The organism is Ensifer sp. LC384 (assembly GCF_001695865.1).
In the GTDB taxonomy this organism is placed as follows: domain Bacteria; phylum Pseudomonadota; class Alphaproteobacteria; order Rhizobiales; family Rhizobiaceae; genus Ensifer.
In genome coordinates this window covers 158016-171746 of sequence record NZ_MBST01000008.1, presented here as the reverse complement: position 1 = coordinate 171746, position 13731 = coordinate 158016, and the positions used below count along the sequence as shown (strand labels likewise).

Genomic DNA, 13731 nt, shown 5'->3' with positions numbered 1-13731 from the left:
TTGAAGTGCGCACCTCAAAAAAACCTTGCGCTGAGGTGCGCACCTCAATTATATGACTGACAACACGGTGACAAAGCCGGCCCAATGGCGAAAGTCCCGATGTTGGAGGAGGAGGCGCGCGCCCGAAAAGGCAGACTCTTTGCGCCTATTGTTGCTCATCGAGAGCGTAAGGCACGTGCCGATGGAGGTCGGGCTGCCGCACGGGAGGAGATTGTTTCATGACGCATTGCTATTTCAAGTCGGTACTGGGGGCTGGCGTTGCCACTGCGCTGTTAACCCTCGGAGCGACGACGTCAGCGCAAGCAGAAGACCTGACTTTGTGCTGGGCATCCTGGGATCCGGCCAATGCGCTCGTCGCGCTCAGCAAGGATTTCGAAGCCAAGTCCGGCCATAAGATGAGCTTCGAATTCGTGCCCTGGCCCAACTTTGCTGACCGTATGCTCAACGAGCTGAATTCCGGCGGCAAGCTATGCGACCTGATGATCGGTGACAGCCAATGGATCGGCGGCGCAGCGGAAAACGGCCAATACGTTAAGCTCAATGACTTCTTTGACAAGGAAGGCATCAAGATGAGCGATTTCATTCCGGCAACCGTGACAGGCTATGCCGAATGGCCGAAGGGTACGCCGAACTACTGGGCGCTCCCTGCATTCGGCGACGTCGTCGGCTGGAGCTACCGCAAGGACTGGTTCTCGCGCCCCGAACTGCAGGCCGAATTCAAGGCGAAATACGGCCGCGATCTCGCCGTCCCGAAGACGCTTGCGGAACTCAAGGATATTGCCGAATTTTTCCAGGATCGCGAGATCGACGGCAACAAGGTTTACGGCGCTGCGATCTATACCGAACGCGGGTCCGAAGGCATCACAATGGGCGCGATGGACGTGCTCTACAGCTATGGCTTCGAATATCAGAATCCGGCCAAGCCCTATGAGCTCGAAGGATATGTCAATTCAGACAAGTCCGTGAAAGGTCTGGAATTCTACAAGGAACTTTACAATTGCTGCGCTCCTCCCGGATCGTCCGACGCTTACATGTCCGAGAACATCGACGCTTATAAGTCCGGCCAGGTTGCCCTGCAGATGAACTTCGCGTTCACCTGGCCCGGCATCAATGCCGACCCCAAGGTCGGTGGCGACAAGTCTGGTTATTTCCCGAATCCGGCTGGCCCGGGCGGCGCGCAGTTTGCACAGCTGGGCGGCCAGGGTATTTCCGTGGTCGCAGCATCCGACAAGCAGGATGCTGCCCTTGAATATATCAAATGGTTTGCTCAACCGGATATCCAGGCCAAATGGTGGCAGCTGGGTGGCTACTCCGCATTGCGCGCGGTCGTTGAAGACCCCGGCTTTGCCAAGAGCCAGCCTTACGCGCAGACCTTTCTGGATTCCATGGCAATCGTGAAGGACTTCTGGGCGGAGCCGTCCTACGCCTCGCTTCTGCAAGCCTCGCAAAAACGCTTCCACAACTACGTCGTCGCCGGTCAGGGCACGGCCAAGGAAGCGCTTGACGGCCTGGTTGCCGATTGGACCGAGATCTTCGATGACGAAGGCAAATACTAGAGCGTTTCCGGTTTAAACGGAGTCACAGAAACGCTCTATCTCCTTGTTTCTACGCATTTCCAGACGGAAAACCGCTTCGCACTTTTCCTGGAAATGCTCTAGACACTGACCGCGTGCCTCCCTGCGGTTTCAGGTGTCGGTGCGGGACCGGCTCTCTTTGGCCGGTCCCGCGAACCAATCTGCTTATGATTTAGGGGACCACCATGCTCGATTCATCGATCGAACGGGCGGCACGCGCAACGCCGCCTGTCGTTGCCAAACGCATTCAAGGACTCTCGGATCGGGCCATTGCCTGGCTTTTTGTCGCGCCGTCGATCCTCCTGCTGCTCGCCGTCAACATCTTTCCGTTGATATGGACAATCCGGCTGAGTTTTACCAATTTCCGGGTCAACCGACCGAACGCCGAGGTCGGCTTCGTCGGGCTCAAGAATTACATCAATATCCTGACAGACGCGGATATCTGGCAGACGATGCAGGCAACGGCCCATTTCCTGATCTGGACGATCGTCCTCCAGGTTCTGATCGGCTTCACGCTGGCCTATCTGATCAACAAGAAATTTCGCGGCAACGACATGTGGACGACGATCATCGTGCTACCGATGATGCTCAGCCCGGCGGTTGTCGGCAACTTCTGGACATTTCTCTATCAGCCGCAGATCGGCCTGTTCAATTACGCGGTGGGTTTCCTCACCGGAACCGACCCGTCCGCCTTTTCGATGATTGGCGACGTGTCGCTGGCACCGTGGGCCATTGTAATCGTCGATACCTGGATGTGGACGCCTTTCGTCATGCTGATTTGCCTGGCGGGGCTACGGTCCATCCCCGGCAGCATCTATGAGGCGGCGGAATGCGACCGCGCCAGCAAATGGCGGCAGTTCTGGACAATCACAATTCCCATGGTCCTTCCGTTTCTGATGCTGGCGATCCTTTTCCGCGGCATCGAAAACTTCAAGATGTTCGACCTCGTGGTGCAACTGACCGGCGGTGGCCCCGGATCGACCACCGAACTGACATCCATCAACCTGAAACGCGAAGCCTTCGAAAAATGGCGCACGGGTTATGCGTCCGCCTACGCGGTCATCCTCTTCGTGACCGTCTTCGGCCTCGCATCGATCTACGTCAAGGCTCTGAACAAGGTGAAACAGAGATGAGCAGCTACTCCGTAACGGAACCTTCGGGTCGCCAGAAATTGTTCGCGGGAACGCTTGTGGTTCTCTACGCCCTGATCACGATCCTGCCGCTTCTGTGGATCATCGGAACAAGCTTCAAGTCACCGTCCGACGCCATCGCCTATCCGCCCAAAACGTTCTTTTCTCCAACCCTTGAAGGGTACGTGAACCTCTTCACCACCCGCACGCGGGCAACGGAAGAGGATGTGAAAGCCCTTGGGGAACCGACGACCTGGTACGACCGCATCGTGCGCAAGGATGGCTTCGTCATCGCCGGCCCGTCGCGCTTCATGGAACGTTTCTCCAATTCGATGATCATTGGCTTCGGTTCGACCGTGCTGTGCATTGTCCTGGGCACTGCGGCGGCCTATGCCTTCTCCCGCTTCAAGGTGCCGCTCAAGGATGACCTGCTATTCTTTATCCTGTCGACGCGCATGATGCCGCCGATCGCCGTGGCGATCCCGATCTTCCTGATGTTCCGCTCGCTTGGCCTCAACGACACCCATCTCGGCATGATCCTGCTTTATACGGCGGTCAACCTGTCGCTGGCGGTCTGGCTGCTTAAGGGTTTCATCGACGAAATCCCGATCGAATACGAGGAAGCGGCGCTGATCGATGGGTACACCCGGTTTCAGGCTTTCTACAAGGTCGTCCTTCCGCAAGCCATGACCGGCATTGCCTCAACGGCGATCTTCTGTCTGATCTTTGCCTGGAACGAATATGCCTTTGCCGTTCTCTTGACCTCTGGCACAGCCCAGACGGCCCCACCCTTCATTCCCACGATCATCGGCGTCGGCGGCCAGGACTGGCCGGCCGTGGCCGCGGGTGCAACATTGTTCCTCGTACCCGTCATGATTTTCACGATTGTCCTTCGCAAGCACCTGCTGCGTGGCATCACATTTGGAGCTGTTCGCAAATGACCTATTTTATCAAAGGGTTGCGCGGGTTCCGGCGCGGCGCATGGGAAATGGTCGCATCGATCCTCATTGCGCTCGGAGTGTTCATGCTGATGCAACCGTTCGTGCTGTCGATGTTTTCCTACTCGTTCATCGTGACCCTGGTGGGCACGGTCATGTTCATCATCGTCAGCCACTTTCCGGAGTAACCCATGGCACAGATCAGAATTGAGAATGTGCGCAAGGAGTTCGGAGCATTCACAGCTGTCCAATCCTCCTCGTTCACGGTCGAAGACGGCGAGTTCTTCATGCTGCTTGGACCATCGGGTTGCGGCAAGACGACAACATTGCGAATGATGGCCGGCCTCGAACTGCCGACCAGCGGTGAAATCTACATCGATGGCGAGGAAGTCGGCATGAAGCCGGCAAGCCAGCGCGACATCGCCTTCGTCTTCCAGATGTTCGCACTCTATCCGCATATGAATGTGCGCAAGAACATTTCCTATCCTCTGCTGAGCCAGGGCATGCCGCGGGCCGAGGTCAAGGCACGCGTGGAAGATGTGGCCCGCATTCTCAAGATCGAGACAATCCTTGATCGCCCGGTCGGCGGACTGTCAGGCGGCGACCGCCAGCGTGTCGCCCTCGGCCGCGCCATCGTGCGCCGTCCGAAGGCTTTCTTCATGGACGAACCCCTTGGCGCGCTCGACGCCGAATTTCGCGAGCATATGGCCGAGGAACTGCGTGCACTTCACGACCGCATCGGCGCGACCACCGTCTACGTCACCCACGACCAGCTGGAAGCCATGCAGATGGGCGACAAGATCGTGGTGATGAATCATGGCGTCGTCGAGCAGTTCGGCAAGCCGCAGGAAATCTATGACTGGCCGGCGACCAAATTCGTCGCAAAGTTCATCGGTTCCCCGGCCATGAACTTCTTCGATTTCGATGGCATGATCGATGCCGGCGACACTGTCATCGAGCTTTCGGGAAAGAAGGTCAACGTTCCTTCGTCTCGGCAAGGAGCCAAGGGCAACCTGACAATGGGGGTGAGGCCCGAACATATCGGCTTTTCCGATGCGTCTGAGTATCGCGGCAGAGTGCTTGCCACCGAATATCTCGGCACCACGCAGATCATCACACTGGCGACACCGAACGGCGAGGTCAAGGCGCGTGCATCCTCGAGGCAGGCCGTCAGAGCCGGCGAGACCATCGGCCTCGAATTCAATCCCGGCACCCTGACGATATTCGAGGGCGAGAATGGGCGGGCGCTTCTGTCCGAAGCCAATGAGGGAGTATTGCGTCATGGCTGACGTCATTCTTGAAAACGTGACGAAGACGTTTGGCAATCATACAGCGCTCGACAACGTCTCGCTGACGATACCGGACGGTTCCTTCGTCGTTCTCCTCGGGCCGACGGGAGCCGGAAAAACCACGACGCTGCGCATGGTGTCCGGCCTCGATCGCCCCGATAGCGGCAACATTTATTTCGGCGGCCGCTCAGTCGAGGGGCATACACCGGCGCAGCGGAATGTCGCCATGGTGTTTCAGCAATATTCGCTCTATCCGCATCTGACGGTGCGGCAGAACCTCGAATTCCCGTTGAAATCGCCCCTACTGAAGACGCCACGGGAGGCGATTGACCGCAAGGTCAATGCGATCGCCGAGGTCCTGCAGATTTCCCACAAACTCGACAACAAGGCGACGGCGCTGTCCGGCGGCGAGATGCAGCGTGTCTCGATTGGGCGTGCGCTGGTGCGCACGCCGCAGATCTATCTGATGGACGAGCCCTTGAGTTCGCTTGACGCCAAGCTCAGGGCCGACCTGCGCATCGAGCTGAAGAACATCCAGGCCAAATCCGGCGCCACCCTGCTTTATGTCACCCACGACCAGATCGAGGCAATGACAATGGCAACGCATATCGGTGTGCTTCACGAAGGCCGGCTGGTGCAGTTCGGCTCTCCGCGTGAGGTCTATGAGCATCCGGTGAGCATCTATGCGGCAACAAAGCTCGGCCAGCCCCGCATCAACATTATTCCCGCCGACACGTTTCCGGGCGCACCATCCAGGGCCGTGCACATCGGCTTGCGGCCGGAGCATATTACCCAGGGCAGCGGCCAGGAAGCGCTGGTCAGGCGGGTCGAGCATCTCGGCGACCAGACCCGCCTTCACCTGTCCTTCCGGAAGAACGATCTCATCACCGTCACCGACGCCCATACCAGGCTGAAAAGTGGCGATACCGTGAAAATTCAGCCCGACAAGCCGCTCTACTTCGACGCGGCCGGCATGCGCTTAGCTTAGAGGAAAAATACATGGGACAGTTCATTAACAAAAGGGAAGACGTCGTCACCGAGGCGATCGACGGCCTGCTGGCCATGAGCGGCGGTTCGCTGGCGCGTCTGGACGGCTATCCGCATATTCGCGTGGTTCTACGCAACGACTGGGATAAGTCCAAGGTGGCGCTGGTGTCCGGCGGCGGGGCCGGGCACGAGCCAGCCCACGCCGGTTTCGTGGGGGCGGGCATGTTGACCGCGGCCGTTTGTGGTGACGTCTTTGCTTCACCGAGCGTCGATGCGGTGCTTGCCGGCATTCTCGCAGTCACGGGCCCTGCCGGCTGCCTGCTGATCGTCAAGAACTATACCGGCGACCGGCTGAATTTCGGCCTTGCCGCCGAACGCGCCCGTGCCTTCGGCCTCAATGTCAGCATGGTCATCGTCGGCGATGACGTGGCATTGCCCGAATTGCCGCAGGCCCGCGGCGTTGCCGGCACTCTCTTCGTTCACAAGATTGCAGGAGCGTTGGCCGAGGCCGGTGCGGATCTTGAAACGGTGACGGCTGCTGCCCGGCGCGTTTCGGCCGGGTCGAAGAGCATCGGCATGTCGCTCGATACATGCACGGTTCCCGGATCGCCGAAGGAGGACCGCATTCCGGCCGGCATGGCCGAACTCGGGCTCGGTATCCACGGCGAGGCAGGCGTCGAACAAGTCGAATTCATCGATGCCAGAACGGCCATGGAGGCGGTCGCGAGCAAGCTCGCCGCTGCCATGGAGGACAGGCCACATGTGGCGCTCATCAACAATCTCGGCGGCACCTCCAGCCTGGAAATGTCGGTTTTGGCGCACGAACTTGTCGCGTCTTCGATCGGTGCGCGGATTTCGCATGTGGTCGGTCCCGCGCCGATGATGACATCCCTCGACATGCGCGGCTTTTCGGTTTCCGTCTATCCCGCCGACGAAGCCGATCTCAAGGCGCTCGGCACACCGGTTCCCATGGCGGCATGGCCCGGCCTGTCGGCTGTCAAGCCGGTCATCGTCAGCGTGCTGCCCGACGGGTTGACGCCCATTGCCCCCCTGTCGTCCAACCACAAGGAAACGCGCGAGTTCATCATCGATTGCTGCCGGGTCCTGATTGCAGCCGAGCAGGACCTGAACGCACTGGATGCCAAGTCGGGCGATGGCGATACCGGTTCGACACTGGCTGGCGCCGCCCGCGCCCTGATCAATGCGATCGACCGACTGCCGCTGTCCGACCACACCCAGCTTTACCGGGCGATCGGTCAGGAACTCAGCCAGACGATGGGGGGATCGTCGGGGGTGCTGCTGGCGATCTTCTTCGCCGCGGCCGGCGACGCGGCGTCGAGCGGCCTTCCCATGCGGGATGCGCTGAAGGCAGGACTTGCCCGGATGCAGGAAATCGGCGGCGCTCGGCTCGGCGACCGAACCATGGTGGACGCGCTTTCCCCTGCTCTCGACGCGCTCAGCGACGGGGTCCGTTCGGCCGCCCTGGCTGCGCGGGAAGGAGCAAACCTGACGGCAACGCTACTCAAGGCCAGGGCCGGTCGCGCCGCCTACATCAACGCGCGACAACTGGAGGGCCATGTCGATCCGGGTGCGGAGGCCGTCGCCCGGCTGTTCGAGCATCTCGCGGCGTGATGCTCGAGCGCATCTGCGTTGCAGGTTGCGCTCACCCGATCCATGCCGAGGCGGTCATCGCATCGCCTCGGCATGCGAGATATCGCCTTTGGTGGCAACCAATCCCGTGTCGGCGGCGTGCCGAGAGACGATTGCCGGAAAGAGTGCCCACCCCCCTCACCTTCCCGGCCTAACGATATCGATGATGTCACCCTATGGATTACTGCATAATTCCTTAAATCGGAATCGATTTAAGGACAAAATTATGCAGAAACTCAAAGTGTTACAGCGACCTTTGCGCGTCTAAATAGACGCGCGGAGCCTGGAATCTCCGGCACATACGATCTTCGAAGGAGATCTTCAGCCAGCACCTGTTGGCTGTGGAGCGTCAAAGCATGTAGGTTTCTAGCGATCGTTGCATTCGATCTGGAACCACCACCATGGAGCCGACATGCCGACCGCGGACAACCTTGTCGTTCGGCGGCTAAAAGCCGCCGCATCAGAGCGGCCGTGCCAATACCGCACCTCAGGTGGCTAAACCTGTAGGCGGAGCGGAGAGCAGCTCCTGTTGTCTCGCTACCCCGATTAGCCATTTGTGAAACTTCTGCCCGAACGGTTTTTCGAGAGCAGCCCGATCCCAGGCCAGATAATAGCTTTCGGGTAGTTTCATGCGAATGTCGAAGGGCACAACCAGGCTTCCAGAGGCGATCTCATCCTTGATCATGGAGACTTGCGCAAGAACGAATCCCCTGCCGTTCACGGCCGCGTCGATCGCACTGCTCGACAAGGTGAAGGAGAGGCCGGAGAACTTCTGGCGGCCATCGGCGTGCACCAGCGCCGCCCAGTCATTCCATTGCGGGGAAGCCTTGTAGTCCGCCTCCCATTCCACATGGAGGAGCGGAAATGTCAGGATATCGCGCGGCGTTTCAAGGCTACGTCCGGCGATCAGCATCGGCGAGCAGGCCGGTACGATCCAGTCCGTGAACAGAGTTGCCACGTGCTCATGCACATAGGAGCGCCGGCCGTAGGTAATACGGAAATCCACTTGCTCGGCACCGATGCGAGGCTCCTGCTCCTGCCCGAGAATGCGGACACTCGATTCCGGACAGAGCGTTTGCCAGTCGAAGATCTTGCGATTGACCCACTTGTTGGCGACCGACGTCAGCGCGCTGAGAACGATCCCGGTCTCGTTGCGCGCGCGGGTGAGAACGTTGGCAGCATGGGAGAGCTGCTGGAAGCCTTTCGCGACTTCCCGATAGTACAACCGGCCCCAGGAAGATAGCTCCACACGCCGCCCGCGTCTCTCCAATAGCGTCAGGCCGAGACAGTGCTCCAGGTTTCGTACCAACTGGCTCACCGCGCCGGGCGAGACACCGAGGTCCTCCGCCGCAGCGCTGACAGTGCCACATCGTCCGATCGCCTCAAAGGCCTGCAAGCCGCGCAAGGACGGGTTCGGCATCGTAAAGCACTCCTTCAGCCAGTCGCTCCAATTTAGAAAATCTAAAAAAGAACGCAGGAGCTGGCAACTTGTTGGCACAAAAAAAACGACGGACATTCGCTTAACAAAACGCAAGGAGAGCGAAATGTTTCTCAAGAATGCCTGGTACGTCGCAGCCTGGGATCACGAGGTCGGCCGCGAGCTGAAACCCGTCACGATCCTCGGCGAAAACATCGTTCTTTACCGCAAGCGGGACGGCCAGGCCGCCGCGCTCGAGGATGCCTGTCCCCATCGGAAGCTGCCGCTCTCCATGGGCCGCATCAAGGGTGACGACGTGGAATGCGGCTATCACGGCCTGACCTTCGATTGTTCGGGCATCTGCACGCGGGTTCCGGGCGCCGAGCGCATTCCCCATGTCGCCAAGGTGCGTTCCTACCCAGTCCACGAGCGCTACGGCCTGCTCTGGATCTGGATGGGCGATGCCGAGAAGGCGGACCCGAAGGAAATCTTCGAAGTCGAATATTTCGGCAATCCCGCCTGGGGAATCAATCGCGGCGAGTCCATGACGCTCAACTGCAATTACCTCTACATGACGGACAACCTGCTCGACCCGTCCCATGTCGCCTGGGTCCATCAGTCGTCCTTCGCGAGCTCGGCCTGTGAGGAAACGCCGCTCGAGACGACCGTGAAGGACGACGGCGTCACCGTCTGGCGCTGGATGATCGATTCCGAACCGGCCCCGTTCTACGCGCCCTTCCTGCAATTCGAGGGTAACACCGACCGCAAGCAGCACTACGAGGTGCGCTATCCGAGCAACGCGATCATTAAGGCCATCTTCGCGCCGGCCCACACCGGCGGGGAAGGCCGCGCGCTGCCAGAAAACACCTTCCTCATGGACAGCTACAACTTCATGACGCCGGTCGATGAAAACCGGACCAAATACTATTGGTTCCAGATGCGCAACTTCGCGCCTGACGACGCCAAGGTTTCCGAGAGTTTCGCAAAATCCGTACGGGGCGCCTTCGAGGAGGATCGCGTCGTGCTGGAGGCGGTCCATCACGGAATGGCCAACATGCAGACGTCGAACCTCGACCTGAAGATCGACGTCGGCCCGATGCGCTTTCGCCGCAAGCTGGCCCAGCTGATTGCCGCCGAGGCGAAAGCCGACACGGCCAGCGAAGCGGCTGAATAAGGACCAATTCGGATGCTCGATGCCGCGGCCTCGCGCTTCCGCCCCTTCGAAGTCGTCTCGAAGGTGCGCGAAAGCGCCACCATCACCTCTTTCCGCCTTGCCCCTCTCGAACGCCAGCACTGGCGGCGGTTCGAGGCGGGACAGTTCCTCACGATGCGCGTTCCCGACCGCAAGGGTGGCCATGTCCTGCGCAACTACACGGTCTCCTCGTCCCCGCGCGAGGAAGGCACGTATCGGATCACCGTGAAGCGTGAAGCCGCACCATCGCAGGATGTTCCGGAAGGCCTGAGCTCCTGCTGGCTGCATGACGAGATCGAGCCGGGTGCCGTCATCGAGATCGACCCGCCGCGCGGCGCCTTCAAGCTCGACGGCGCGAGTTCGAGGCCTGTCGTGCTTCTTTCCGGCGGCGTCGGGCTGACGCCGACAGTCTCGATGCTGGATGCGCTGGCAAGGGCAAGCGACCGCCCCGTCTGGTTCATCCATGCCTGCGACAGCGCGGCCGTCCATGCGTTGCGAGAGGAAGTCGAGCATCTCGCCGCCCTGCGGCCCGGCATCGCCGTACACTTCTGCTACCGCTTCGCCGAGAGCGGCGATCTCGAGGTTGCCCGGTGCCACTCGACGGGCTTCCTGACGCGCACCACGCTCCAGAGCATTCTGCCGCTCGACGACTACGACATCTACATGTGCGGGCCGCCACCGTTCATGCAGGCCCTCTACGGCATTCTGACCGGCCTCGGAGTGCGGAAGGAACGCATCGCCTACGAATTCTTCGGGCCGGCGAGCCTGTTGTCGGAGGCCGGGCAGACGGCAGCGCGACCCGCAGCGCCGCGCGCCGCCGAGCCCACCACCGAAGGGGATGGCCCCCGCATCGTTCTCCAGAAGTCGGGGCGCAGCCTTGCCTGGGATGGGACGAGCGAATCCATCCTTGCCTTCCTGGAGGCACAGGGCATCGAGCCCGAATTCTCCTGCCGGGCGGGGGTTTGTGGGACCTGCGAACAGGGTCTCGTCTCAGGCGAGGTCGATTATTTCGAGGAGCCGCTCGACGCGATGCCGGACGACCGGGTGCTGTTGTGTTGCACCAGGCCGAAATCCTCGATCGTGCTCGATCTCTGACCGCTCAGAACAAGAGGCTGCGGCCTGAAAACCAGGGTGTCCAATCCCCGAAGGAGGATCCGTGACGAAACCGCTTCATACCGAAATCCCGCTCAATCCGCATGTAGCCGGCCTGCCGCCGTACAATGCCGGCATGAACATCACCGCCGCACAAAAACACAGCGGTCGGCAGGACATCGCGGCCCTTGCCAGCAATGAAAACCCGGATGGCTGTTCGCCGGATGTCGCCGCGGCGCTCGCCAACCTCAATCCGTCGCGCTATTCCGACCCGGCCTGTACGGTGCTGCGGGCGGCGCTCAGCCATAAGCTCGGCGTTCCCGCTGAACGCATCGTGGCCGGTAACGGCTCGGAGGAGATGATCGCCGCGGTCTGTCGCGCCGTGCTGCGTCCCGGTGCCCTCGCGGCGACGGTCTGTCCCGGCTTCGGGCTGCACGAGATCGAGGCGCTGGCCAATGGCGCCAAGGTCGAGAAGGTCGCCATGCGGACGGATCTGGACTTCGACATACCGGCGATCGTCGCCATGCTCGCCCGGGCGCCGGCGATTTTCTTCCTCTCCTCCCCCTCTAATCCGGTTGGTCCGGCGCTCGACCGCGAGAGCCTCGAGCGCATTGTCGCGGCGGTCACGCCGCAGACGCTTCTCGTTCTGGACGAGGCCTATTTCGAGTTCACGGACGAAGACATGCCCGACGGCCTTGCCGCGCTCTCGGCCACGGACCTGTCCTGGGTGGTGCTGCGAACCTTTTCCAAGGCCTATGGCCTTGCAGGCCTGCGCGTCGGCTACGCCGTGATGTCCGATGCGCGGCTGGCGCGCGCCGTGACCGCCGCCAAGACGCCCTTCAACGTCAATGCCGCCGCGCAGGTCGCTGCCGTCGCAGCGCTGGAGGACGAGGCATGGATGCGCTCTTCGGTTGCCGCATTGAAACGCGAGCGGGCACGTGTGGCCGAGGCCGTTGCCGCCATGGGGCTTTCGGCGGCCCGATCGCAGACGAACTTCCTGTTCATCGACGTGGCCTGGGACAGCCGGGCGGCACTGGATCACTTTCTGTCGAAAGGGATCATCGTCAAGCCGTGGAAAGAAGAGGGTTACGACACCTTCATTCGCGTAACGATCGGCACCCCCTCGGAAAACGACCGCTTTCTCGACGCGCTTCGCGCCCTCGCCGAGCGTGAGGGATGAGGAGACGGCTGCGACGTCCCCTCCAATCCAACACAGAACAAGGGGTCGGACCACGACCCCACGGGAACGAACAATGAGCGCAAACGCACGTCTGCACAAAGCAAACCGGGAGCCCCCTCGCATGTCCCCTTCAACGCCATCCGGTCTTTTCGCCGGTGACTTTTCCGCCCTGCGCGCCCGGTTTCTCGCCGCCGCGCGCACCGCTGGGGCCAGCCTGGTCGAATACCTGCATCCGCTGCACGGACCGAACGGCGAGCGTCTGGCGACGGACGTCGCCTATCTCGGCCGCAACGATGCCGAAAAGCTCCTGGTGCTGATTTCCGGCACGCATGGCGTCGAAGGCCCCTTCGGCTCGGCCTGCCAGGCCGCCTGGTTTTCGCAGAATTCCCCCTGGAAAATTCCCGACGATACCGCCGTTCTGGCGATCCACCTCATCAACCCCTGGGGGACGGCCTGGACGCGCCGGGTGAACGAAGACAACGTCGACCTCAACCGCAACTTCATCGACTGGCAGAAGGCGCCGCCGAAAAACGAACGGTATGCCGCGCTGCACGGCGCCCTCGTCTGTCGCGCCTGGGAAGGCCCGGAGCGCGATGCGGCCGCTGAGGCCTACGACGCCGCGAAGCGGCGGCTCGGCGGCTATGCCGGCATCGCCCCCATCGTGGAGGCCGGCCAGTACGACTTTCCGGACGGTCTCTTCTATGGCGGCGACGGTCCAGTCTGGTCCAACCGCACCCTCATCGAGATCCTGTCGACATTCGCGCAACAGGCGACTGAGGTCGTCGTCTTCGACCTGCACACGGGCGCAGGCCCTTACGGTTATCCTGCTCTCCTCTCCGTCGCCAAGAGCGAGCACGACGGTTTGGATTGGGGGCGGCGCATCTTCGGCCCCGCGCTTTCGGTCGTCGTCACCGGCGAGAATGCGACGACAGATACCGGCATCGCCGCAACGGCCACCGGCTATGTCTCGGCCGCGGTGCGAGACGCGCTGCCGAAGGCGCGCGTCCTGCCGTTGGTGGTCGAATGCGGAACCCTCGACGGTGCCACGGTCTCGGATGCGGTTCAGGCGGACAACTGGCTCCACCTGTTCGGCAAGATCGATACGCCGCTCGGCGGCAGGATCAAGAAGACCTTGCGCGCCGCCTTCATTCCCGAGGACGCGGACTGGCAGCGCACCTGTCTGGCGGCCTCGCTTCGCCACTTCGACCGCGCCTTTGCCGACCTCAAAGCCGTCGGCGGCGCGGGTGTCGAAAAATCCGTTCCTGCCGCAGCGGCCGTTACC

At 61.2% G+C, this 13731-nt stretch carries 11 protein-coding genes and 1 pseudogene; 11 read left to right on the top strand and 1 reads right to left on the bottom strand.

Annotated elements, in window-relative coordinates; all coding sequences use genetic code 11:
• Positions 1 to 218: 218 nt before the first annotated feature.
• The 7 genes from BC363_RS09675 to BC363_RS09645 all read left to right on the top strand — a co-directional run bounded on the left by BC363_RS09675 (position 219) and on the right by BC363_RS09645 (position 7550).
• Complete coding sequence (locus BC363_RS09675; RefSeq protein WP_065785883.1) at positions 219 to 1556, top strand: extracellular solute-binding protein; 1338 nt, start codon at positions 219 to 221, stop codon at positions 1554 to 1556.
• Positions 1557 to 1759: 203 nt separating this feature from the next.
• The gene (locus BC363_RS09670) at positions 1760 to 2707 is read left to right on the top strand and encodes a sugar ABC transporter permease (RefSeq protein ID WP_065785884.1); all 948 of its coding nucleotides are present in this window, start codon (positions 1760 to 1762) and stop codon (positions 2705 to 2707) included.
• The gene (locus BC363_RS09665; RefSeq protein WP_065785885.1) at positions 2704 to 3645 is read left to right on the top strand and encodes a carbohydrate ABC transporter permease; all 942 of its coding nucleotides are present in this window, start codon (positions 2704 to 2706) and stop codon (positions 3643 to 3645) included. Before BC363_RS09670 ends, BC363_RS09665 begins: the two co-directional genes overlap by 4 nt.
• Positions 3642 to 3830: a hypothetical protein gene (locus tag BC363_RS09660; protein WP_065785886.1), complete on the top strand. Its 189-nt coding sequence runs from the start codon at positions 3642 to 3644 to the stop codon at positions 3828 to 3830. The genes BC363_RS09665 and BC363_RS09660 overlap by 4 nt, the downstream gene beginning before the upstream one ends.
• Before the next feature lie 3 nt (positions 3831 to 3833).
• Positions 3834 to 4931, top strand: a complete 1098-nt coding sequence (locus BC363_RS09655; protein ID WP_065785887.1) for an ABC transporter ATP-binding protein — start codon at positions 3834 to 3836, stop codon at positions 4929 to 4931.
• On the top strand, positions 4924 to 5919 hold the full coding sequence (locus tag BC363_RS09650) for an ABC transporter ATP-binding protein (RefSeq protein WP_065785888.1): 996 nt from the start codon (positions 4924 to 4926) through the stop codon (positions 5917 to 5919). The genes BC363_RS09655 and BC363_RS09650 overlap by 8 nt, the downstream gene beginning before the upstream one ends.
• Before the next feature lie 11 nt (positions 5920 to 5930).
• A complete protein-coding gene (locus BC363_RS09645; RefSeq protein WP_065785889.1) occupies positions 5931 to 7550 on the top strand; it encodes a dihydroxyacetone kinase subunit DhaK in 1620 nt (539 codons plus the stop codon).
• Positions 7551 to 8055: 505 nt separating this feature from the next.
• Here the strand turns inward: BC363_RS09645 and BC363_RS09640 are convergent.
• Complete coding sequence (locus tag BC363_RS09640; RefSeq protein ID WP_065785897.1) at positions 8056 to 8988, bottom strand: LysR family transcriptional regulator; 933 nt, start codon at positions 8986 to 8988, stop codon at positions 8056 to 8058.
• Between the two features lie 124 nt (positions 8989 to 9112).
• On the opposite strand from BC363_RS09640, the gene BC363_RS09635 reads away from it, so the two are divergent.
• The 4 genes and pseudogenes from BC363_RS09635 to BC363_RS36325 form a co-directional block, all read left to right on the top strand.
• Positions 9113 to 10159, top strand: coding sequence for an aromatic ring-hydroxylating dioxygenase subunit alpha (locus tag BC363_RS09635; protein WP_065785890.1), 1047 nt, complete (start codon positions 9113 to 9115; stop codon positions 10157 to 10159).
• A gap of 12 nt (positions 10160 to 10171) precedes the next feature.
• Positions 10172 to 11272 carry an FAD-binding oxidoreductase gene (locus BC363_RS09630; RefSeq protein WP_065785891.1) on the top strand — a complete coding sequence of 367 codons (1101 nt, stop codon included), beginning with the start codon at positions 10172 to 10174 and terminating at the stop codon, positions 11270 to 11272.
• 61 nt (positions 11273 to 11333) lie between these two features.
• Entirely contained in the window at positions 11334 to 12449 is a 1116-nt protein-coding gene (hisC, locus tag BC363_RS09625) for a histidinol-phosphate transaminase (protein WP_065785892.1), read from the top strand.
• A 73-nt stretch (positions 12450 to 12522) separates the two neighbouring features.
• Positions 12523 to 13620, top strand: a pseudogene (locus tag BC363_RS36325) (DUF2817 domain-containing protein); the annotation flags it as partial.
• Positions 13621 to 13731 lie beyond the last annotated feature (111 nt).